We start from the raw sequence: 19,466 nt of genomic DNA, 5'->3' as shown, positions 1-19,466 counted from the left end.
TTATTCCTCTGTCTGTCATCGGAATCATCTATGGATATCCGTCACCTCAAAGCGTTTCTCGCGGTGTTCGAAGAACGCAACATCACTGCGGCGGCGCAGCGCTTGTTCATCAGCCAGCCGACCCTGTCGGTAACCATCAAACAGCTTGAAGAAGAACTCGGCGCGCCCCTGTTCGTGCGTCAACCGCGTGGGGTCGAGGTCAGCGCCGAGGCGCGGTTGTTGTACCCGCAGGCGCGGCGCATGGTCGCCGAGGCCGAAGCCCTGAGCCGGATGTTTCGCAGTGGCGAGAACCGTGCGCCGCTGACCCTGGGCATCGAGGGCGACATCGCCGCCAGCCACATCGAAGCCTTTGTGCGCATGGCCCATCAGGCCTTGCCCAATCTGTTGCTGACGCTGGAGGAAGGCTGTCACGGTGACGGGCGGCTGGCGGTGGAGGAGCTGTGCTGTGAGGACGAGCTGTTTCTGCCGCTGTGGGAAGAACCCTATGTGATGGCGCTGCCGCTGGATCACCCGATGGCGGCGACGCAGGCCGGGTGGACGCCGATCGCGGACTGGATCACCTGCCCGCAGCATCCATCGCATCAGCGCTTGATGGCGTTGTACGGTCGCTCGCCGGAAGCGGTGGCGGGGCATGCCGGCTCGTTGCAGCAGGCGCTGCACATGGTCGCGGCGGGTGTCGGCGTGGCGATGTTGCCGCAGTCATTGGTCAGCGGGCATGCGCGAGTGGTGGTGCGGGCGTTGCACCTGCCGGCGCCGACGCGCCGAGTCGGGTTGTGCTATGCGGCGCAGGCGCTGGAGTTGCCGGCGATGCGCGGGTTGCAGGGGTATTTTCAGGAGAACCGGCCGGTGGAAATTGCAGCGGCCTGAAGATCAAAAGATCGCAGCCTGCGGCAGCTCCTACAATGAAACGCATGCTTCTGTAGGAGTTGCCGAAGGCTGCGATCTTTTGCTCTATTCCAGCATCTTGCTCAGCAACCAGCTTCCCGCCGGCCCCGGCGGATACAGCCGCGACCACAACGCGTCGACATACACCGGCCGCGGCCAGCCGCGCACGCTCAACTCCACCAGCGTCGCGTTACCGAAGCGCGCCACCAGCCAGCGCGGCAGCGCCGCCCAGCCGAAGCCCATTTCCGCCATTTCCATCAGCATCAGGTAACTCGGTGCCGACCACACCCGGCCCTTGGCGCGGCTGTCGTAGGGATTGACGATGGTCGCCAGGCGCAACTCGCGATGCTGTTCCAGCACCTGCTGATCGACACGTTCGACCTGGGTCAGCACGTGATCACGTTTGACGAACAGCGCCAGATCAGTGCGCTCGGCCACGGTCGAGGTCACCAGGTCCGGCGGATAGCTGTCGCGCATTTCGGCGAACGCCAGGTGTGCGCGGCCACGCTGGACCAGTTCGATCAGGTCGTCGCACTCGGCGATCAGGCATTCCAGCTCCAGATCCGGGTAACGCTGCTCGAAGCCGACCAGCGCCGCTTCAAAACGCGCCGATTGATAGGTGTCGGAAATCGCCACCGTGAGTTTCGGCTCGACGCCCTGGGCCAGTTGCCGGGCAGTCATTTCCAGCCGACTGGTGGCCGCCAGGATCGCCTCGGCCCGTTGCAGCATGACGTGGCCGGCCGGGGTCAGGGTCGGTTTGCGGCTGCTGCGGTCGAACAGCACCAGGTCCAGATCAATCTCCAGACTCGCCACCGCCGCACTGATGGTCGACTGACTGCGCCCCAGTTTGCGCGCTGCCGCCGAAAACGAACCCTGAGTGGCGGCCTGGACAAACGCCACCAGCACTTCCTGCGAAGCCATGAACTATCGCCTTGATCGATGGTTATTGGTTATGAAGTATCGGTGTGAGGGCGGATCATGGCAACCATCTTCACACAAGGAGTCAGGCCATGACTGCCAACAAATCCATCACTGAACGTATCTTCCAGGCCATCGGTTTCGAGTTTCTGGCGATCCTTATCTGCACGCCGTTGCTGGCGTGGATCATGGACAAAGCGCTGCTGGACATGGGCGCCGTGACCGTGCTGATCGCGCTGTTGGCCCTGGCGTGGAACGTGCTGTTCAACGGCTTTTTCGACCGCACGCTCAAGCGCCTGAACGTCGCGCACAACGGCTGGACCCGGGTGGTCCATGCGCTGCTGTTTGAGGGTGGATTGATCGTGATGGGCGTGCCGCTGATTGCCTGGTGGCTGTCGGTCAGCCTGTGGCAGGCGTTCTTGCTCGACATCGGCGTGCTGCTGTTTTTCCTGCCTTACACCTACGTGTATCACTGGGGCTATGACGTGGTGCGCGAGCGGTTTGTGCAGCGCAGCACCTGTCAGGGCTAACCCGAACCCACTGTAGGAGCTGCCGCAGGCTGCGATCTTTTGACTTTGATTTTAAAGATCAAAAGATCGCAGCCTTCGGCAGCTCCTACAGAGGCGTGTGTTGCCGTTAGAGGAACATTCCGCCCGACGCCTCGACGCGCTGCCCGTTGATCCACTGCGCGCCCGGCGTCAGCAGCATCGACAACGCCCCCCCAATATCATCCGGTTGCCCGGCGCGACCCAGTGCGGTGTTGCTCGCGACCATCGCGTTCAACGCCGCGTTATCGCGCACCGCGCCGCCACCAAAGTCAGTCTCGATCGCGCCCGGCGCCAGAATGTTCACACCGATCTGCCGCGCGCCGAGCTCTTTGGCCTGGTAGCGGGTCAGCACTTCCATCGCGCCTTTCATCGCCGCGTAGGCGGCGTAGCCCGGCAGGCTGAAGCGGGTCAGGCCGCTGGAGATGTTGATGATCCGGCCACCGTCATTGATCAGCGGCAGCAGTTGCTGAGTCAGGAAGAACGGTCCTTTGAGCTGGATGTTCATCAGCAGGTCGAACTGTTCCGGGGTAGTCTCTGCGAACAGTGCGTGGACCCCGATCCCGGCGTTGTTGATCAGGAAGTCGAAGCGCGGGCGTTCCAGTTGCTGCAGCGCTTGTTCAACTCGTTTGGCGAAATCGGCAAAGGTCTCGCTGCGGCCAACGTCCAGTTGCAGCATCACGGCTTTGGCGCCGCGTTGTTCCAGTTCAGCCACCAGTGCCTGAGCCTCATCGGCGCGGCTGTTGTAGGTGCCGATGATGTCCACGCCTTCAGCGGCGAGATGCAGTGCAGCGTTTTTGCCCAGGCCACGGCTGGCGCCAGTGATCAATGCGATTTTGCGGCTCATGTGAAATCCTCGATTGCGGTGAGTGGTGATGAGCAAAGTTTATTTATCCGCCGTGGGGTGATAAACAGACTGAAAGCGGAATCACTGATCGACTCAGCCGAACAATCAACGGGTGTCCTCATGAACAAACTGGAACTGCTGCGCACCTTCGTCCGGGTCAGCGAGCTGTCGAGTTTCACCCTCGCCGGCGAGAGTCTTGGGCTGCCACGCTCGACGGTGTCCGAGCATGTGCAGGCCTTGGAAACCCTGCTCGGCACACGCTTGCTGCAACGCACCACCCGCAAGGTGCAGGCGACTCAGGACGGCCTGGTGCTGTACGAGCGCAGCAAGGATCTGCTGTCGCACATGGACGAAATCGAGGGTTTGTTTCGGCAGGATCCGGCGTCGCTGAGCGGGCGGATCCGTGTCGACATGCCGAACATCCTCGCGCGCCGCTTGATCATGCCGCTGCTGCCCGAGTTCATGGCGCGCCACCCGAATCTTGAACTGGAAATCAGCAGCACCGACCGCCGCGTCGATCTGCTCAGCGAGGGCTTCGATTGCGTGGTGCGCATCGGCGCGCAGCCGGATCAATCGGTGGTGGCGCGGCATTTGGGCGACTTCCCGATGATCAATTGCGCCAGCCCCGCTTACCTCGAGCGCTATGGAGTGCCCCGCACGCTGGAGGATCTGGCGCAGCATCGGCTGGTGCATTACGTCGGCGTGCTCGGTTCGCGCTCGGAAGGGTTTGTCTATGAACAGGATGGAGAGGTACGGCGCCTGCCGATGGCCGGCAGTGTCACGGTCAACAGCACCGATGCCTATGAGTCAGCCTGCCTCGGCGGCTTCGGCCTGATTCAGGTGCCGCGCACGGGCATGCAGCCGCACCTCGAAACTGGCGAATTGGTGACTGTGCTGCCGCAGTTCACGGCGCCGGCGATGGGCATTTCGATTCTGTATGCGCGGCAACGGCATTTGCCATTGCGGGTGCGGGTGTTCATGGAGTGGTTGGGGGAGGTGATTCGTTCGACGCTCTGACTGATACCGCAGATCAACTGTAGGAGTGAGCCTGCTCGCGATGGCGTGCTGTCAGTCGATGCAGATGTGACTGAAGCACCGCTATCGCGAGCAGGCTCACTCCTACAGGGGGGCCGGGTTGTTCAGAAGATCTGGGTGAACAGCCAGTACAGGCTACCCGACAGCAGAATAGCCGCCGGCAAGGTCAGCACCCACGCCATCAGCAGATTGCGGATGGTCTTCATCTGCAACCCGCCGCCATTGGCCACCATGGTCCCCGCCACACCCGATGACAGCACGTGGGTGGTCGACACCGGCAAACCGAACATGTCCGCCGCGCCGATGGTCAGCATCGCCACGGTTTCCGCCGAGGCGCCCTGGGCGTAGGTCAGGTGGGTCTTGCCGATTTTTTCGCCGACCGTCACCACAATGCGTTTCCAGCCAACCATGGTGCCAAGGCCCAGGGCGATGGCCACGGCGATCTTCACCCACAGCGGAATGAAGCGCGTGGCGTTGTCGATCTGCTGCTTGAACAGTTGCAGTTTGTCAGTGGTGTCGGCGTCGAAGTTGCCGACCTTGTTCTTGTCCATCAGGCGAATGCTTTCGCTGGCCAGGTACATGTCGTTCCGCACGTTGCCCATGGCTTCGGCCGGGACTTTCGACAGCGAGCCATAGCCTTTGACCTCTTCGCCAATGTGCCCGGTGAGGGCGGCGAGGGCGGGGATCAGTTGCGGGGTGGCTTGCTTGCTGCGCACGTAATCCGACAGCACCGGGCGCGGATCCGCCGGGGCTGGCAGCGGGGTATTTTTCACCAGCGCTTGCTGGGTGACTTCGGCGACGGCAGCGAACTGCAACGCCTGATCGGCCGGCATGGTGCGGTTCAGCGCATAAGCCATCGGCAAGGTGCCGACCAGAATCAGCATGATCAGGCCCATGCCTTTCTGCCCGTCGTTGGAGCCGTGGGCGAAGGACACGCCGGTGCAGGTGGCGATCAGCAGACCGCGAATCCACCACGGTGGCGGGTTGTTGCCTTCCGGCGCCTTGTACAGCGCGCGATTTTTGATGAAGGCGCGCATGGCCAGCAGCAACAGCGCCGCGCAGCCGAAGCCCACCAGCGGCGACAGCAGCAGGGCGTAACCAATCTTGGTCGCCTGCGCCCAGTCCACGCCACTGGTGCCGTCGCGCCCGTGCATCAAGGCATTGGCCACGCCGACACCGATGATCGAGCCGATCAGAGTGTGGGAAGAGGAGGCCGGCAGTCCCAGCCACCAGGTGCCGAGGTTCCACAGGATTGCTGCGATCAGCAGGGCGAAGATCATCGCGAAACCGGCGGACGAACCGACCTGCAGAATCAGCTCCACCGGCAGCAGAGCAATGATGCCGAACGCAACCGCGCCACTGGACAGCAGCACCCCGAGGAAATTGAAGAACCCCGACCAGACCACCGCCACATTCGGCGGCAGCGAGTGGGTGTAAATCACTGTCGCGACCGCGTTGGCGGTGTCGTGGAAACCGTTGACGAACTCAAAGCCCAGCGCAATCAGCAGCGCCACGCCGAGCAGCAGAAACGGGGTCCAGGTAGTGACGGTGGTGCCCAGTTCATGCATGTCGTGCATCAGGCTGTAAGCGGTGAACAACATCCCCATCGCGAGCACCGCGAAAAAGATCACGTAGGTGAACGGGCCGGTTTTCTTGTCGAGGGCGGGCCTGCCACTGGGGGCGGACGCCTGGCGGGCGGTCAGGGAGGGAGTAGCCATGAGCGGACAATCCTGAGCGAGGGAAGGAGTGTTGGTCATGATCGTTGCTAAATATTACAGAGAGACTGCGGCAGGTCAGTGTTTGGCGGATTAGCTCACCGCTGATCTGATAGTGAAAATCAAAAGATCGCAGCCTGCGGCAGCTCCTACAGGTTTACCGTGCCCTGTAGGAGCTGCCGAAGGCTGCGATCTTTTGATCTTAATAATCCCCGCGCTTGCGGAAGGCCCAGCGCCCGGCAATCACGGTAAACGTCACCACCAGCGCCACCAGAATCCAGAACCCCTCGGGATCTGTCGCCAGCGGCACGCCCCCCACGTTCATCCCGAAGAAACCGGCAATGATGTTGATCGGCAGCGCCAGCACCGTGACCACGGTCAGGGTGAACAGTGTGCGGTTGCTCTGTTCGTTGAGGTTGGCGGCGATTTCTTCCTGGAGCAGTTTGATCCGTTCGCCGAGGGCGGTGAGGTCGTTGATGATCAGCGCGAACTCCTCGGTGGATTTGCGCAGCTCCTTGACGTCCTCCTTCTGCAGCCACGGCGGCGGCCGGTTGAGCAGGCGCAGCAGCGAACCCGGCTCCAGCGCCAGCAGCCGTTGCAAACGCACCAGCACCCGGCGGTTGGCGCCGAGTTCGGCGCGGTTGGTCGACAGGCGCGAGGAGAGCAATTCGTCCTCGACCTGATCGACGCTCATGCTGGTCTTGCGCACGATCTGCGTCAGCACTTCGCCCTGATCGCGCAGCAAGTGCACCAGCAGTTCCGACGGCGAACGAAAGCATTCACCGGCCTTCACCGACGAACGCAATTTGTCCACCGAGTGCAGCGGTTGCAGGCGTGCGCTGACGATCAGTTTGCTGCGCACGCAAACCCACAGCGTCGACACGTCCGAGGAGACCATGCTGCTGAGGTTGAACACCACGTCGTTGACCACCGCCAGCAGTGCCGAGTCGACGTGCTCGATGCGCGTCGAACGCGAACCTTCGTGCAGTGCTTCAAAAAATTCTTCGGGCAATTGCAGATGACTTTTCATCCAGCGCTCGCACGCGGCGTGCGCCAGGTTCAGGTGCAGCCAGAGGAATTCATCAGTGTCGCTGTCATCTTGCAGACAACGCAGGGCGGTCGCCGAATCGACTTCGCGGCCACGTTCACCGGGACGAAAACGGAAGCCGTAAAGCAGGCCGAACAAATCAGGATCGCGATGACTGATATCGAGGCTGTGGTTCATGGAGGCTCGCTGCGAGGAGGGCGCGTCGGTCGCGGAATGGCAGGTTCACTGAGCCGCATCATCGCAATCACACATGACGCTTGTGTGACTGCAAAATGACAGTGATCGTGATCATTACCGGCAATCCTGTGGGAGGGGGCTTGCTCCCGAATGCGGATGATCATTGAGTGATGATGTGGATGACACGTCGCTTTCGCGAGCAAGCCCGCTCCCACCCTGTGCCATGGTCGATCACAGTCTCTTAATTCACCTACCAATGGTCGGAATTTCTTCAAGAAGCGCTCTGGTACGCCGATCAAGCTTGGGTTACGTTGCGCGCGCTTGGCTATGAGCCAAGGCTCGCCGACACGGATGTCCGGCAAAATTCCACGCCTTACCGGGCGTGCCTCATCCCTGTCCTGAGTATCTCGCGATGCTGCAAAAATCCCTGAGAGCACAAATTCTCGCCCTGCTGAGCGGCAGCCTGCTGGCGATGCTGTTGATCGCACTGGCCTGCTTTCATTTCCTGTCCAATGGCGTGCAGAACTACAGTCAGTTGATCGCCGGCCCGTTGCACACCTCGCAACTGATCGACGAGGCCAACCTGCAATTCAAGGTGCAGGTGCAGGAGTGGAAAAACGTCTTGCTGCGCGGCAAGCAACCGGCGGACCTGGCCAAATACTGGAGCCAGTTCGAAGATCGTCAGCGCGATGTGCAGAACATTCTCGGTGAACTGGCCGGCCAGAAAGGCCTTGAGCCGGCACTGAAAACCCGCATCGAACGTCTGCGCGAAGAGCACCGCCAACTCGGCAGCGCCTACCAGAAAGGCCGCGATGCCTACGTTGCTGCCGGTGCCGATCCAACGGCCGGCGACAGCGCCGTCAAAGGCGTGGACCGCGCGACCAGCGATCAGATGAGCGAACTGGTCGCCGAGCTGCGCAAGCAGGGCACCGAACAGTCGGCGCAGATCAGCGCCAGTGCCGACCGTACTGTGTTGCTGGGGATTCTGGTGATGCTCGGTTCTGGTCTGCTGATCGGTTTGCTGAGCCTGTGGCTGGTCAACCGCAACCTGATCGACCCGATCCGCAAGCTGATCGATTACGTCACCCAATTGAGCCGTGGGCGCCTCGCCGAGCGTGTCGCCAACGACCGTCAGGACGAGCTGGGCAACCTTGCCGCCGCCGCCAATACCCTGCGTGATTTCCTCGCCGAAACCTTCAGCCACCTGCAACGCAGCGCCAGTGATCTGGACAGCGCCAGCGGCGAGTTGAATGCGATTGCCACGACCATGGCCGGCGGCACCAACGAGCAGTTCAACCGCACCGACCAAGTGGCGACGGCAATGAACGAAATGTCCGCCACCGCCCAGGAAGTCGCCCGCCATGCGGCGGACGCGGCGCGGGCTGCCGACGATGCCGACCAGTCTGCCCAGCAGGGTGAAAAGGTCATGCAGAGCACCATCCACAGCATCACCCAGATGCGTGGCGAAATTGCCAACACCGCCACGGTGATTCGTCGCCTGGAAACCGACAGCGGCCGCATCGGCAAGGTGCTGGAAGTGATTCGCGGCATCGCCGAACAGACCAACCTGCTGGCGCTCAACGCGGCGATTGAAGCGGCGCGGGCCGGTGAAGCCGGACGCGGTTTTGCGGTGGTCGCCGACGAGGTGCGCAACCTGGCGCAGCGTACGGCCGAGTCGATCATCGAGATCAACCAGATCATTCAGAATGTGCAGACCGGTGCCGTGGACGCTGCGCAAGCGATCGAAAGCGGTCAGGCGCGCAGTGATGAAAGCGTCGAGCAAGTGACCCAGGCCGGTGCGATGCTCGAGCGCATTACCCACGCCGTGGAAGCGATCCGCGACATGAACCGGCAGATCGCTACCGCCGCCGAAGAGCAGACCTCGGTCGCCGAAGACATCTCGCGCAACCTGACCGAGATCACCTCGATCGCCAGCACCAACCTCAACAGCGTGCAGCGCACCGAAAGCGCCAGCCAGAACCTGCATGGCCTGTCCGGGCAACTCAATGAAGTCACCGCGCGCCTGAGCGCCTGACGTCAGCCGACGTGTACCGGTTCGGTTACCGAGTCGGTACACAGTCGATCTCAAATCGCCGCGACTGCCGCCGATGGCCGGTTATCTATAACCGGCATTGGAGCCATCCCATGGTCAGCATCACCTCTGTTTCAATCAATCAGACCGTCACCACCGCCACCAGCAAAACCAAGATCAGCGACGCCAGTGACGACACCTCAACCAGTGCAACCAGCAGCGCGGGCGTCAGTGCCGATACCAGCAAAGTGGCGGCCGGCGGGGGCGCGGCTCCGGCGGGCGACAGCAGTTCCGACAGCAGCGGTGAGTCGGATTCGGTGAAAGAACTGCGCAAGCAGATCGCCGAGCTGCAAAAGCAATTGCAGGAACAGCAGCAGGCGCTGCAAGCGGCTCAGGCCAAGCAGGAAGACGCTGATGCCAAGGCTGCCGACGTGGCCTCCGCCGAGGCGCAAATCTCCAGCACCTCGGCTTCGTTGCAGACGGCCACGGCGGCGTTGTTGCAGGCGTTGCAGGATTCCGGGTCGAGCAGTTCGGGGTCGTTGGTCAGCACTTCGGCCTGATTCCCAAAGGCACTGAAAGTCCAATGTGGGAGCGGGCTTGCTCGCGAATGCGGAGTATCAGCCACTGAAAATATTGACTGACACGACGCCTTCGCGAGCAAGCCCGCTCCCACAGGGATCTGTGGTGTGTTTCAGGTGGTTGGCAGGCTGAAGGTGAACAGCGTGCCGCTTTGTGCGGTGGACGCGACGTGCAAACGTCCGCCGTGGGACTGGGCGATCTGGCTGGCGATGTACAGCCCCAGGCCAAGCCCGGCCTGTGGCGTGCTGACGCTTGGGCGCGAATAGGGCTGGAACAGGTGTGGCAGGATCGCCTCAGGAATATGCCCCTGGTTTTTCACCGCCAGCATTAACGCACCGTGCTCGACCTGGGCGATGACTTCGATAACCCCCGCCGGGTCGCCATGGGCCACGGCATTGGCCAGCAGATTCGACAGCAGTTGGGCAATCCGCGCACGGTCGCAGGACACGCCCTGCAAGTCGCCGATGGTCGCGTGAATCGTGCGCCGGGGGTGCACGTTGCGGATCTCCGTCACCACTTGCTGCACGGCGTCGGTCAGATCCGCGCAGGGCTGGATAGCCACCGGAATGCCTTTGCCCAATCGCCCGCGAGCAAAGTCGAGCACGTCATCCACCAGCCGCGTCGCCCGTTGCGCACTGCCAAGGATATTGCGTACCCGTACTTCGATGGCGGGATCGGGGTGCTTGCGCAGGAGCATTTCGGCGCCGGCGCTGATGGCGAACAACGGGTTGCGCAAGTCATGGCCGAGCACGGCGATGAACTGTTCGCGCAACTCGGCGGTTTCGCGCTCCTGCAACAGCGCTGTTTCGGTGCGTTGCGCGCTTTCCTCGGCTTCGATCTGCAACGCGAGCATCCGCGCGAAAGACTCCATGGTGCTCTGGATAGTGCTGGACCTGAGCTGCGCCGGGATCGGATCGAGGGCGCAGATGGTGCCGAAGAACCGTCCGTCAGTGCGGAACACCGGCACCGAAATATAGCTCTCGAACTGGTACATCCGCGGGGTGTGATGTTCGCGGTAGAGCGGGTCTTCGCTGGCCTTGTCGATCACCACCGAGACATGCGACTGGCGGATTTCGTGGCACAGGGTGGTGACCACATCCAGCTCGCCGCCGACCTGCAGGCCGAAATCCAGTTGATCGAGCACCGCACACGTCGTCCACGATTCCTCGGTGACCCGCGCCACGGCGGCGAAGCGCAGGCCGGTCAGTTCGCGGATGACCTGAAGGATGGCCGGCACCGCGCTGATGCGCCCGATGGTGGCGATGTCTGCTGCTTTGCTCTGCCCCATGCCCATCGTTCCCGGCTGCGTTCGTCGATTAATGGGGGCCATACTAGCGGTCTGATGGCAGCTTTGGCATCCCTTCAGGCGGTATTCGCGTGATTTGCCGACCGGCAGACGCAAAAAAGCCGCACGACCTGTTGATCGTGCGGCTTTGCTTTGGCGGTGTATCAGGTGTCTTGCTTGTTGCTCAGCACCTTGCCGGTGGTGGCATCGAAGTCGACGTCAAACTCTTTGCCATCGGCGGTTTTCAGCTCGACCTCATACTCGTAACCGTTGAAGTGGTTATCCAGGTCGGTGTCGGTGATGGTCGCACCCGGGTGCAGTTTCAGTGCTTCGGCGTTCATCGACTCCAGCGACTTGATCTTGCCTTCCTTCACCAGTTGCGGGATTTGGTCGACGCGCACATCAGCCTGGGCCAGGCCAGCGGTGAGGGTCAGAGCAGCGGCGGAGAACAGGGCAGTCAAAGTTTTCATCGTTTCGTTCCTTGGGTATCGAATGGGGTTGATCTGTTGCAGTGGGGCCAGACTAACCAGCGCAACTTAATTCACCCTTAAATGGCCTTGTTCGATTGCGTCGTTTGTTCAATTGCCGTTCGCCGCGCGCTCGCATGCTGTGCCTTCGATCAACGGAGGTGCACATGAAACGCAGGGTTGCCGGGTTGTACGCGCCAGTGTTCTGGGGCGGATTCATCGGGTTTGGAGTTTGGGTGTCGCAGGTGTCGACGTTGTGCTTGTTGCCGCTGTTTGTCAGCGCGCTGCTCGTTTCGTTTGTTGCCGAATGGTTGCTGCCGTATGAGCCGGGCTGGAACCATCCGGCCGGTGACCGGCGCCGCGACATCCTGCACGCATTAGTCAACGAAGCACTGAATGCACTGGGCCTGCTGGCATTGCCGGGCCTGGTAACGCTTTTTGCGATTGACGGCGCATGGCCACGGGAGTGGCCGTTATGGCTGCAGCTGGCGCTGGCGATATTCATTGCCGACGCCGGAATCAGCCTGATGCATTACGCCAGCCACCGCGTGGCGTGGCTATGGCGGCTGCACGCGGTGCATCACAGTGTCGAGCGACTGTATGGCTTCAACGGTTTGATGAAACACCCGCTGCATCAACTGCTGGAAGCGACGTCGGGGCTGCTGCCGTTGCTGGTGCTGGGCATTCCCTCGCAGGTCGCGGCGTTACTGGCGTTTGCCATTGCCATTCAACTGCTCTTGCAGCACTCGAATGTCGATATCCGCATGGGGCCACTGCGCTGGATTTTCGCCTGGGCGCCGCTGCACCGCTTTCATCACATGAAGTACGGGCGGGCCGGGGACGTCAATTTCGGACTGTTTTTTACGCTGTGGGACTGGCTGTTGGGCACCGGTTTCTACACCCCGGACTATCAGATTCGCCAGGGTGATCTGGGAATTGGCAGCCGCCCGGATTTTCCCCGTGACTACGCCGCGCAATTGCTGGATCCGTTCGCGACGGTCACGTTGAGTCGCGAGCCAGTGGTGCCGCCAGCGTTGCGCCGTTGAGTCAGTCCAGCAGCTGCAAGTCGATACGCTGCAACGCTTGACACGCGGTGACGCCGAAGAGTTTTTTCACGCTGCGCGAGAAGTGCGCCGAATCGGCAAACCCCGCCGAATGTGCCGCAGCGGTCACCGGGCTGCCCAGCAGAATCGCCGCCATCGCCAGGCGCAAGCGGCGCCACAGCACCAGTCGGCGCACCGGCAGACCGACCTGACTGACGAACAGCCGCTGCAACTGACTCAGCGACACATGTGCGGCGTCAGCCACGGCGCGCGCCGCGACTTTGTCGATCAGCGAAGCATCGATGGCAGCCAGTGCGCGTTCGATGCGTGGATCGCTCAGCGAGCGGCGCGGACATTGGCGTATCGCGCGATCAAGTGCGGGCAGCGACAGTTCGGCGGCAGACAGTCGATCGACAAGCGTCTGCGCATCAAACAGCAGCGGTTCGGCGTAAACGGTAAACAGCGGATCCGGCGCGTCGACAATCGCGTGGCGCACATTGGAAGCAATCAACAGCGGGGAGGCGGTGACAGGCGTGCCGTCCAGCAGCACAGTGGCCGGACGCTCGGGAGCGAGGATGATCTGGTGGGCGTAGTGGGAATGGGGCGCGGTGCGCCCCGACACTCCGTGGATCAGGCCATAGGCGTGCCCCAGCCAGAGGCGGCCTGTCCACTCGGTGTGCGTGTTCACTCAGAACCCGTTGTTCTTCAACACCTGATCAACACTGGACGCCGCCGGACGCTTGTAGAACTTCAACAGTTCGCTGGCGCGGTTGGTGAAGATGCCATCGACACCGGCCGCCATGACTTTCTCGAAGTCCACCGGCTCATCGACAGTGTAGACGTGCACCAGCATGCCTTGGTCGTGGGTGTATTGGTTCATCCATGGTTGCACCAGATCCGAATAGCTCTGGTCGCCGCCCTTGGTCAGCCTGGCCGAAGGCCCGGTGCCGATCGCGCCCTGCGCCTTGGCGAAATCCACCCATTGTTTGAATTCGGCTTCGGACTTCGGCTCTTGCTTACCGTAGAACACGTTCTTGTCCTTCTCGCCGGAGTCGGCAAAGGTCACTTTGGACTTCGGCTCGATGCTGCCTTCACCAACCCACAGCAGGAGGATTTTCGGCACTTGCGGCATTTCCTTTTGCAGCAGTTCGAGGCTGTTCTTCTCGAAAGTCTGCAGGATCACCTTGCCTTTGCCCTGGCCGACGCCCAGCTCGCTTTTCGCCAGTTTCGAACCGGCCGGGCTCAGCCAGCCGCGATCCTGCAGCTTCTCTTTCAGGTCATGCTCGATCCCCGGAAAAAGCTGCGGCTCCTTGGTTTCGATGTACAGGCCTGGCTTGTGTTTCGGGTTGGCCTGGGCGATGTCGATGATTTCGTCCAGGGTCAGGATCTTCAGGCCGGCGTAGGTCGGACGCGCGCGATCCGGGTAGGCCTTGTTGTACCAGCTGCCGGCGTCGAGGGTTTTCAGTTCGGCCATGGTGAAGGCATTGGCCGGGCTGTCTTTACGCTCCGGGAACTTGGTCGCGACGTCGGTGGTGCGTTGCAGGTTGTTGTCGTGCAGGGCGAACAGCACGCCGTCCTTGCTGCGCTGCAAGTCCATTTCCAGGTAATCGGCGCCGAGGTCGCGGGCCAGTTTGTAGGAGGCGGCGGTGGACTCCGGTGCATCGAAGGATGCGCCACGGTGAGCGATCACGGCCGGGTGCGGGATGCCATGGGCGGCGGCCAGCGCATTGACGTCAGTCTGGGCGGCGTGGGCCTGGCCGAGACCGAGCAGCAGGCTCAGCATGAGGGCGCTTTTGGTGAAAGTGGCGGGCATGTTCGAGTTCCTTTCGCAGGGCATTTTCAAAGACGTACCTTTTAACAACTGAATCGGTTGCGTGCTATCGCCAGACCGACATAAACGTATTAAAAGCGATTTTTCCTGCACTTTTGTGGCGCGGTTTGCAGTACGCTTGCCTTCGGCAGACGCTCCGGCAGAGGGCGCGCCGAGTCTGTTGCCCTGCGTGTAAACCATCGATGATTTTTCGTGAGGTTTACCATGCGCATCACTTCCCAACTCATCTGTCAGGCCGCCGATGACCTCAAGGGTTTTGTCGGCCTCAACCGCAAGACCGGCCAGTACATCGTGCGTTTCAGCGAAGATTCGTTCGGCATGGACGTGGCCGATGACGGCATCATTCCCACCCGCGAATTTGTCTGGGTGGCGGCCTCTGATACAACCATGACCTTGAAGCGCGAGCTGATTCAGTTGTTGCTGGATCAGAATATTGATGAGCGGATCAACATCAGCGAGCCGCTGCGGGTGTACATGAGCAAGGTTGAGGTGCCGGAGATTGTGGCGGTGCGCAGTCTGGTGCGGGGCTGAGGTTTTTGTAGTGGCTGTTGCGGCCTCTTCGCGAGCAAGCCCGCTCCCACATTGGATCTGTGGCGATCACAAGTCCCTGTGGGAGCCAGCCTGCTGGTGATGAGGCCAGTGACGGCACCACCAGGCTCACTGCCCAAACACTGTCCCTGTGGGAGCGGGCTTGCTCGCGAAGAGGCCAGTCCATGCGCCGCAGTGGTCACTGCCCAAACCGATACTCGCGCTCCACCCGACACACCCGCGTCTGAAACTTCGAATACCACTGCGCCCGGCCACGCGCCTGAATCACCCGGTGCTCGGGATGTTCGCGCCAGGCCAGAATCGCCGCCTCGCTCTGCCAATACGAAATGGTGATCCCGACCCCGTCTTCCCCGCGAATCGAATCAATCCCGAGAAACCCCGGTTGCTCGTTGACCAGTTCCATCATCCGTTGGGACGCCGCCGCGTAACCGTTGTCGCCCTCGGTGCGGGTCGAGGTGAAAATCACCGCAAAGCAGGTTTCGTCAGGTTTCATTGGCGCTGCTCCCCGCACGCTTCGACGAACGCGCGCACCAATGGCGGGATCTGGCCCTTGAGCGCGGCGCGTTCCGGCTGGAACAGCGTGGCGACAAAAAACACATGGTCTGTCAATTCGATCGCCCGCAAGCCGCCTGCCGAATCATGGCCAACGGCGTGTAGCTGATGGGTCAGCAATTCTCGTTCGAACTGTGGGTTCACACCGAACCGGCAGCGATAGCCTTCATGAATCTGCGACGTTTCGTACGCCTTGGCGATCAACGAGCCGGCGACCAGATGAATGCTGTCCACTGCCTCCACCAACGAACAGGTCAGCGGCGTGAGCACCGCTCGCTGCGAATCCGGTGACGTTTCGCCATGTTCGGCATCGGCCCAGCCCAGCACGTTGCGGGAAAACTCCAGCAGCGCATGTTGAAAACCGCCGCAGGTGCCGAGGAAAGGGCGCTGCCGTTCGCGGGCAAACCGGATGGCCCTGAGTGCACCGGCCTCACTTTTGTAGGGACTGGCCGGGACGCACCAGAAGCCGTCGTAGCTTTCCAAGGGTGTATCGACGTGGATTTGATCCGTGGCCAGCCAATCGAATTGCACGGCCTGGCCGAGGTGTTCGGCCACCAGACCGAGCGCGACAGGGATGGCTTGGTGTGCGGTGACTTGCGGGTCGTAATCGCCGATCAGGGCGATGGAAATGGCGTCCATGGGATTTCCTTGATTTGAGTGAGTGATGAACCTCTGTGGTGAGGGGATTTATCCCCGACGGGGCGCGAAGCGGCCCTCAAACCAGGCCTGCTGCGCACTCCATCGGGGATGAATCCCCTCACCACAGTGAATGTGTGCAGTTGTCGATCACCGGGGCTCACTATAGATTGGCGCTCACGCACTCAATATTGGCGTTAACCCAAGTGATCAATGCAGCGACGCACTATCGGCTCGACTACCCGGATCTGGCGTTGATCCTCGCTTTGGTGCGTGGCGGCTCTCTGGCCCGGGCTTCGCAGTTGCTCAGGGTCGACGTGTCGACGGTGTTTCGCGCGGTGCGGCGTCTGGAGTCGGCGCTCGGTCAGCAACTGTTCGAAAAGAGCCGCGCCGGTTACCTGCCAACCTCCCTCGCGCAGACGTTGGCCGAGCAGGCCGAGCGCGCCGAGCAGGCACTGGACGCGGCGCGGATCGGTGTCGAACAGGGCGGTGAAGTGGTCAGTGGCACGGTGCGTCTGACCTGTACCGACTCAGTGTTGCAAGGCTTGCTGTTGCCGGCGCTGGCGCAGTTCATGCCGAACTATCCGGCGCTGACCATCGAGCTGAGCACGTCCAACGATTTCGCCAACCTCAGCCGCCGCGATGCCGACATCGCCCTGCGCCTGACGCGTACGCCGCCGGAGCATCTGGTCGGACGGCAATTGGCGAAGATTTCCTACCGGGTCTGCGCCAGTGCGCGCTATCTGCAGAATGCTGATGCGACGGATCTGGCGGCACTGACCTGGATCACCCCAGATGAGTTTCTGCCGGATCACCCGACCGTCGCCTGGCGGCGCCAACAGTTGCCCGGCGTGACCCCGAGTTATCGCTGCAACAGCATGCTTTCGGTGACCGAACTGGTGCGTGCCGGACTCGGCGTGGCGGCGTTGCCGGATTTTCTTATCACCGAAGGTTTGCAGGCGTTGAGCGAACCGCTGCACGGCTACGACACCGCGCTGTGGTTGCTGACCCGCCCGGACTGCCGGGCGTTGCGCTCGGTGGTCACGCTGTTCGATGAACTCGGGCGGGCGCTGCGACTGGCGTGATCAGGGCTGGCGCGTCTGGCACATGTGTTGGTGCAACTCGCGGGTCAAACCCTCGATGCGTTCGGTCAGGCTCTTGGTCATTTCGGTGAGGCGGGTGTTCTGTTCCAGCAGTTCGAGCAATTGCACGGTGGTCTGCGCGGCCTGGGCCTGGCGCTCGGTATTGGCCACGGCCAGCGCTTCACGGTGTTGCGCGTCGGCGTCCGACTGCGCCTTGTCCCGTGCGGCCTGACGGGTCTGTGCCAGCAGAATCAACGGCGCGGCGTAGGCCGATTGCAGGCTGAAGGCGAGGTTGAGCAGGATGAACGGGTAAACGTCGAACGTGGTAACGCCCGTCACGTTGAGGCACACCCACAGCAGCACGATCAAAGTTTGCGCGCCGAGAAACGTCGGCGTGCCGAAGAATCGCGCAAACGCCTCGGCCCGCAGGGCGAACTTGTCGTTGCCAAACGTGGTGTTGAGGTGAGCGTGGGGACGGTGGAAACGCAGGTGATCGACGGGGGGGACGGTGGGGGTGTCGGGTTTTTCTGTGGTCATGATGGGCTCGGCAGGCTTCAGGGACTATTGATCACTATAGTCCTGTGCCGAGGCTGCTGGCCCTTTCGCGAGCAAGCCCGCTCCCACCCTGGAATGCATTTCCCTGTGGGAGCGGGCTTGCTCGCGAAGGCCGCGACCCGGCCTAAAGCCTCAGCGCCGCGATGCCGATCCTTGGCAAACATGCTCCCACCCTGGAATGCATTTCCCTGTGGGAGCGGGCTTGCTCGCGAAGGCCGCGACCCGGTCTAAAGCCTCAGCGCATCGATGCCGATCCTTGGCAAACATGCTGCCACCCTGGAATGCATTTCCCTGTGGGAGCGGGCTTGCTCGCGAAGGCCGCGACTCGGTCTAAAGCTTCAGCACCGCAATCAACCGGGCGCCCGCTCATTGGCAAACATGCTCACCGCCTGTACCGCTTCACTGGCGCCATCGCGGATCTGCAGAATCACGCTGCCGGCCTGGTCCGCCAGTTCAACACCTTGCGCCGCCCGGCCTCGGGTGCCTTCCATGCTCTTGATCGCCTGCCGGGTTTCGTTCTGGATCAGGCTGATCATGTTGGAAATCTCCGCCGTCGAGCCGCTGGTGCGCGCCGCCAGTTGCCGCACTTCGTCCGCGACCACGGCAAACCCGCGTCCCTGATCCCCCGCACGCGCCGCCTCAATCGCCGCGTTGAGTGCCAGCAGATTGGTCTGGTCGGCAATCGCGCGGATGGTGTTGACGATCGCCGTGATCTGCTCAGAGCGCTCGCCGAGTTGTGCGATCAAGGTCGAAGACTGCGCGATGTCATCGGCAATTTCCCGCATCTCACTGGCCGCCTGCTGGATCACCTGGGTGCCTTGCTCGGCGACTTTCCGGGTTTCCACCGAGATGTGATAAGCCGCGCTGGCGCTACGGGCATCGTGCTCGTGCTGCTCGACGCGGGCGGTGACGTCGGTGGCGAATTTCACCACTTTGCACAAACGCCCGGCGGCGTCGTACACCGGGTTGTAGTTGGCCTCCAGCCAAACACTTTGGCCACGCTTGTCGACGCGTTCGAACTGGCCCTGGAACAACTCACCCTGATTCAACCGTCGCCAGAAATCTTCGTAGGCGCTGCTGTTGACCAGCTCTGCGCGGCAGAACAAGCGGTGATGTTTACCCTTGAGTTCAGCGAGCGTGTAACCCATGCGTGTCAGAAAATTCTGATTGGCCGTGAGAATGCCGCCGTCAAGGTCGAACTCGATGACCGCCATCGCCCGGTCGATCGCCTGCAGTTTGGCGTTGGCCTCGCTTTCCTGCTGCACCTTGGTCGTCACGTTCATGGCGAACTTGACCACTTTGACCACGCGTCCCGACGCATCCTTGATCGGGTTGTAGTTGGCTTCCAGCCAGATCGGCTGGCCCTGGCTGTTGATCCGCTCGAAGGTGCCGGACTGGAACTGGCCGTTTTTCAGGCGTGACCACAATTCGATGTATTGCGCGCTGCGGCCAAACTCCGGGGTGCAGAACAAGCGATGAGGCTGGCCGATCACCTGTTCGGCGCGGTAACCCATGGTTTTGAGGAAGTTGTCATTGGCCTTTAACACCACGCCATCGAGGTCGAACTCGATCACCGCCATGGAGCGATTGATCGCTTCGAGCAGGCCGTTCTGTTCGGTGATGGTGTGTTGAAGGTCGTTGAGGGCGGATTGATGGCGATTGAAAAACATGTGAGCAGTACCTGG

General features: G+C 61.8%; 19 protein-coding genes and 2 pseudogenes. 8 read left to right on the top strand and 13 right to left on the bottom strand.

Annotated features, from left to right (window positions below):
• Nucleotides 1-30: 30 nt before the first annotated feature.
• Nucleotides 31-867 (top strand): LysR family transcriptional regulator, encoded by an 837-nt coding sequence (locus ACIOUG_RS12650; protein WP_401065857.1) that lies wholly within the window; start codon nt 31-33, stop codon nt 865-867.
• An 84-nt stretch (nt 868-951) separates the two neighbouring features.
• Here ACIOUG_RS12650 and ACIOUG_RS12645 read toward each other — a convergent pair whose 3' ends face one another.
• On the bottom strand, nt 952-1,806 hold the full coding sequence (locus ACIOUG_RS12645; protein WP_401065854.1) for a LysR family transcriptional regulator: 855 nt from the start codon (nt 1,804-1,806) through the stop codon (nt 952-954).
• Nucleotides 1,807-1,895: 89 nt separating this feature from the next.
• Between ACIOUG_RS12645 and ACIOUG_RS12640 the strand changes: the two genes are divergently transcribed.
• Nucleotides 1,896-2,333, top strand: a complete 438-nt coding sequence (locus ACIOUG_RS12640; RefSeq protein ID WP_401065852.1) for a multidrug/biocide efflux PACE transporter — start codon at nt 1,896-1,898, stop codon at nt 2,331-2,333.
• A gap of 106 nt (nt 2,334-2,439) precedes the next feature.
• On the opposite strand, the gene ACIOUG_RS12635 is transcribed toward ACIOUG_RS12640, so the two are convergent.
• The gene (locus ACIOUG_RS12635; protein WP_401065849.1) at nt 2,440-3,195 is read right to left on the bottom strand and encodes an SDR family NAD(P)-dependent oxidoreductase; all 756 of its coding nucleotides are present in this window, start codon (nt 3,193-3,195) and stop codon (nt 2,440-2,442) included.
• Between the two features lie 120 nt (nt 3,196-3,315).
• On the opposite strand from ACIOUG_RS12635, the gene ACIOUG_RS12630 reads away from it, so the two are divergent.
• Nucleotides 3,316-4,212, top strand: a complete 897-nt coding sequence (locus ACIOUG_RS12630) for a LysR family transcriptional regulator (RefSeq protein WP_401065846.1) — start codon at nt 3,316-3,318, stop codon at nt 4,210-4,212.
• Nucleotides 4,213-4,334: 122 nt separating this feature from the next.
• On the opposite strand, the gene ACIOUG_RS12625 is transcribed toward ACIOUG_RS12630, so the two are convergent.
• Entirely contained in the window at nt 4,335-5,948 is a 1,614-nt protein-coding gene (locus ACIOUG_RS12625) for an inorganic phosphate transporter (RefSeq protein ID WP_401065843.1), read from the bottom strand.
• 199 nt (nt 5,949-6,147) lie between these two features.
• Nucleotides 6,148-7,170 (bottom strand): transporter, encoded by a 1,023-nt coding sequence (locus ACIOUG_RS12620; protein ID WP_401065841.1) that lies wholly within the window; start codon nt 7,168-7,170, stop codon nt 6,148-6,150.
• Nucleotides 7,171-7,582: 412 nt separating this feature from the next.
• Here ACIOUG_RS12620 and ACIOUG_RS12615 point away from each other — a divergent pair, with 412 nt between their 5' ends.
• Nucleotides 7,583-9,205, top strand: a complete 1,623-nt coding sequence (locus ACIOUG_RS12615; RefSeq protein ID WP_401065839.1) for a methyl-accepting chemotaxis protein — start codon at nt 7,583-7,585, stop codon at nt 9,203-9,205.
• 110 nt (nt 9,206-9,315) lie between these two features.
• Nucleotides 9,316-9,762, top strand: coding sequence for a hypothetical protein (locus tag ACIOUG_RS12610; protein ID WP_401065837.1), 447 nt, complete (start codon nt 9,316-9,318; stop codon nt 9,760-9,762).
• 131 nt (nt 9,763-9,893) lie between these two features.
• On the opposite strand, the gene ACIOUG_RS12605 is transcribed toward ACIOUG_RS12610, so the two are convergent.
• Complete coding sequence (locus ACIOUG_RS12605) at nt 9,894-11,069, bottom strand: ATP-binding protein (protein WP_401065834.1); 1,176 nt, start codon at nt 11,067-11,069, stop codon at nt 9,894-9,896.
• Between the two features lie 161 nt (nt 11,070-11,230).
• Nucleotides 11,231-11,536 carry a PepSY domain-containing protein gene (locus tag ACIOUG_RS12600; protein WP_401065831.1) on the bottom strand — a complete coding sequence of 102 codons (306 nt, stop codon included), beginning with the start codon at nt 11,534-11,536 and terminating at the stop codon, nt 11,231-11,233.
• 164 nt (nt 11,537-11,700) lie between these two features.
• Here ACIOUG_RS12600 and ACIOUG_RS12595 point away from each other — a divergent pair, with 164 nt between their 5' ends.
• Nucleotides 11,701-12,579: a sterol desaturase family protein gene (locus tag ACIOUG_RS12595; protein ID WP_401065828.1), complete on the top strand. Its 879-nt coding sequence runs from the start codon at nt 11,701-11,703 to the stop codon at nt 12,577-12,579.
• Nucleotide 12,580: 1 nt separating this feature from the next.
• Here the strand turns inward: ACIOUG_RS12595 and ACIOUG_RS12590 are convergent, their stop codons facing one another.
• Nucleotides 12,581-13,264, bottom strand: coding sequence for a helix-turn-helix domain-containing protein (locus tag ACIOUG_RS12590; RefSeq protein WP_401065826.1), 684 nt, complete (start codon nt 13,262-13,264; stop codon nt 12,581-12,583).
• A complete protein-coding gene (locus ACIOUG_RS12585) occupies nt 13,265-14,389 on the bottom strand; it encodes a glycerophosphodiester phosphodiesterase (protein WP_401065823.1) in 1,125 nt (374 codons plus the stop codon).
• Nucleotides 14,390-14,611: 222 nt separating this feature from the next.
• Between ACIOUG_RS12585 and ACIOUG_RS12580 the strand changes: the two genes are divergently transcribed.
• Nucleotides 14,612-14,938, top strand: a complete 327-nt coding sequence (locus tag ACIOUG_RS12580) for a DUF2025 family protein (RefSeq protein ID WP_401065820.1) — start codon at nt 14,612-14,614, stop codon at nt 14,936-14,938.
• Nucleotides 14,939-15,134: 196 nt separating this feature from the next.
• Here the strand turns inward: ACIOUG_RS12580 and ACIOUG_RS12575 are convergent, their stop codons facing one another.
• Nucleotides 15,135-15,449, bottom strand: a complete 315-nt coding sequence (locus ACIOUG_RS12575) for an antibiotic biosynthesis monooxygenase family protein (protein WP_401065818.1) — start codon at nt 15,447-15,449, stop codon at nt 15,135-15,137.
• Entirely contained in the window at nt 15,446-16,147 is a 702-nt protein-coding gene (locus tag ACIOUG_RS12570) for a CTP synthase (RefSeq protein WP_401065817.1), read from the bottom strand. The genes ACIOUG_RS12575 and ACIOUG_RS12570 overlap by 4 nt, the downstream gene beginning before the upstream one ends.
• 140 nt (nt 16,148-16,287) lie before the next feature.
• On the opposite strand from ACIOUG_RS12570, the gene ACIOUG_RS12565 reads away from it, so the two are divergent.
• On the top strand, nt 16,288-17,229 hold the full coding sequence (locus ACIOUG_RS12565; protein ID WP_401065943.1) for a LysR family transcriptional regulator: 942 nt from the start codon (nt 16,288-16,290) through the stop codon (nt 17,227-17,229).
• Here ACIOUG_RS12565 and ACIOUG_RS12560 read toward each other — a convergent pair whose 3' ends face one another.
• The 3 genes and pseudogenes from ACIOUG_RS12560 to ACIOUG_RS12550 all read right to left on the bottom strand — a co-directional run.
• Nucleotides 17,230-17,763: a DUF1003 domain-containing protein gene (locus ACIOUG_RS12560; RefSeq protein WP_401065815.1), complete on the bottom strand. Its 534-nt coding sequence runs from the start codon at nt 17,761-17,763 to the stop codon at nt 17,230-17,232.
• 368 nt (nt 17,764-18,131) lie between these two features.
• A pseudogene (locus ACIOUG_RS12555) lies at nt 18,132-18,569 on the bottom strand (methyl-accepting chemotaxis protein); the annotation flags it as partial.
• 108 nt (nt 18,570-18,677) lie between these two features.
• Nucleotides 18,678-19,361, bottom strand: a pseudogene (locus tag ACIOUG_RS12550) (PAS domain-containing protein); the annotation flags it as partial.
• Nucleotides 19,362-19,466: the final 105 nt, after the last annotated feature.

This window comes from Pseudomonas sp. NPDC087803, from assembly GCF_044742995.1.
GTDB lineage: Bacteria > Pseudomonadota > Gammaproteobacteria > Pseudomonadales > Pseudomonadaceae > Aquipseudomonas.
The sequence above is the reverse complement of the archived record's forward strand: the minus strand, read 5'-3'. Positions and strand labels throughout refer to the sequence as shown.

Excerpts from the sequence above, each read along its gene's own strand:
- ACIOUG_RS12585 (WP_401065823.1), bottom strand. The coding sequence starts at position 14,389 with ATGCCCGCCACTTTCACCAAAAGCGCCCTCATGCTGAGCCTGCTGCTC.
- ACIOUG_RS12640 (WP_401065852.1), top strand. The coding sequence starts at position 1,896 with ATGACTGCCAACAAATCCATCACTGAACGTATCTTCCAGGCCATCGGT.
- ACIOUG_RS12650 (WP_401065857.1), top strand. The coding sequence starts at position 31 with ATGGATATCCGTCACCTCAAAGCGTTTCTCGCGGTGTTCGAAGAACGC.
- ACIOUG_RS12645 (WP_401065854.1), bottom strand. The coding sequence starts at position 1,806 with ATGGCTTCGCAGGAAGTGCTGGTGGCGTTTGTCCAGGCCGCCACTCAG.
- ACIOUG_RS12560 (WP_401065815.1), bottom strand. The coding sequence starts at position 17,763 with ATGACCACAGAAAAACCCGACACCCCCACCGTCCCCCCCGTCGATCAC.
- ACIOUG_RS12595 (WP_401065828.1), top strand. The coding sequence starts at position 11,701 with ATGAAACGCAGGGTTGCCGGGTTGTACGCGCCAGTGTTCTGGGGCGGA.
- ACIOUG_RS12615 (WP_401065839.1), top strand. The coding sequence starts at position 7,583 with ATGCTGCAAAAATCCCTGAGAGCACAAATTCTCGCCCTGCTGAGCGGC.
- ACIOUG_RS12630 (WP_401065846.1), top strand. The coding sequence starts at position 3,316 with ATGAACAAACTGGAACTGCTGCGCACCTTCGTCCGGGTCAGCGAGCTG.
- ACIOUG_RS12570 (WP_401065817.1), bottom strand. The coding sequence starts at position 16,147 with ATGGACGCCATTTCCATCGCCCTGATCGGCGATTACGACCCGCAAGTC.
- ACIOUG_RS12600 (WP_401065831.1), bottom strand. The coding sequence starts at position 11,536 with ATGAAAACTTTGACTGCCCTGTTCTCCGCCGCTGCTCTGACCCTCACC.
- ACIOUG_RS12620 (WP_401065841.1), bottom strand. The coding sequence starts at position 7,170 with ATGAACCACAGCCTCGATATCAGTCATCGCGATCCTGATTTGTTCGGC.
- ACIOUG_RS12635 (WP_401065849.1), bottom strand. The coding sequence starts at position 3,195 with ATGAGCCGCAAAATCGCATTGATCACTGGCGCCAGCCGTGGCCTGGGC.
- ACIOUG_RS12580 (WP_401065820.1), top strand. The coding sequence starts at position 14,612 with ATGCGCATCACTTCCCAACTCATCTGTCAGGCCGCCGATGACCTCAAG.
- ACIOUG_RS12605 (WP_401065834.1), bottom strand. The coding sequence starts at position 11,069 with ATGGGGCAGAGCAAAGCAGCAGACATCGCCACCATCGGGCGCATCAGC.
- ACIOUG_RS12610 (WP_401065837.1), top strand. The coding sequence starts at position 9,316 with ATGGTCAGCATCACCTCTGTTTCAATCAATCAGACCGTCACCACCGCC.
- ACIOUG_RS12625 (WP_401065843.1), bottom strand. The coding sequence starts at position 5,948 with ATGGCTACTCCCTCCCTGACCGCCCGCCAGGCGTCCGCCCCCAGTGGC.
- ACIOUG_RS12575 (WP_401065818.1), bottom strand. The coding sequence starts at position 15,449 with ATGAAACCTGACGAAACCTGCTTTGCGGTGATTTTCACCTCGACCCGC.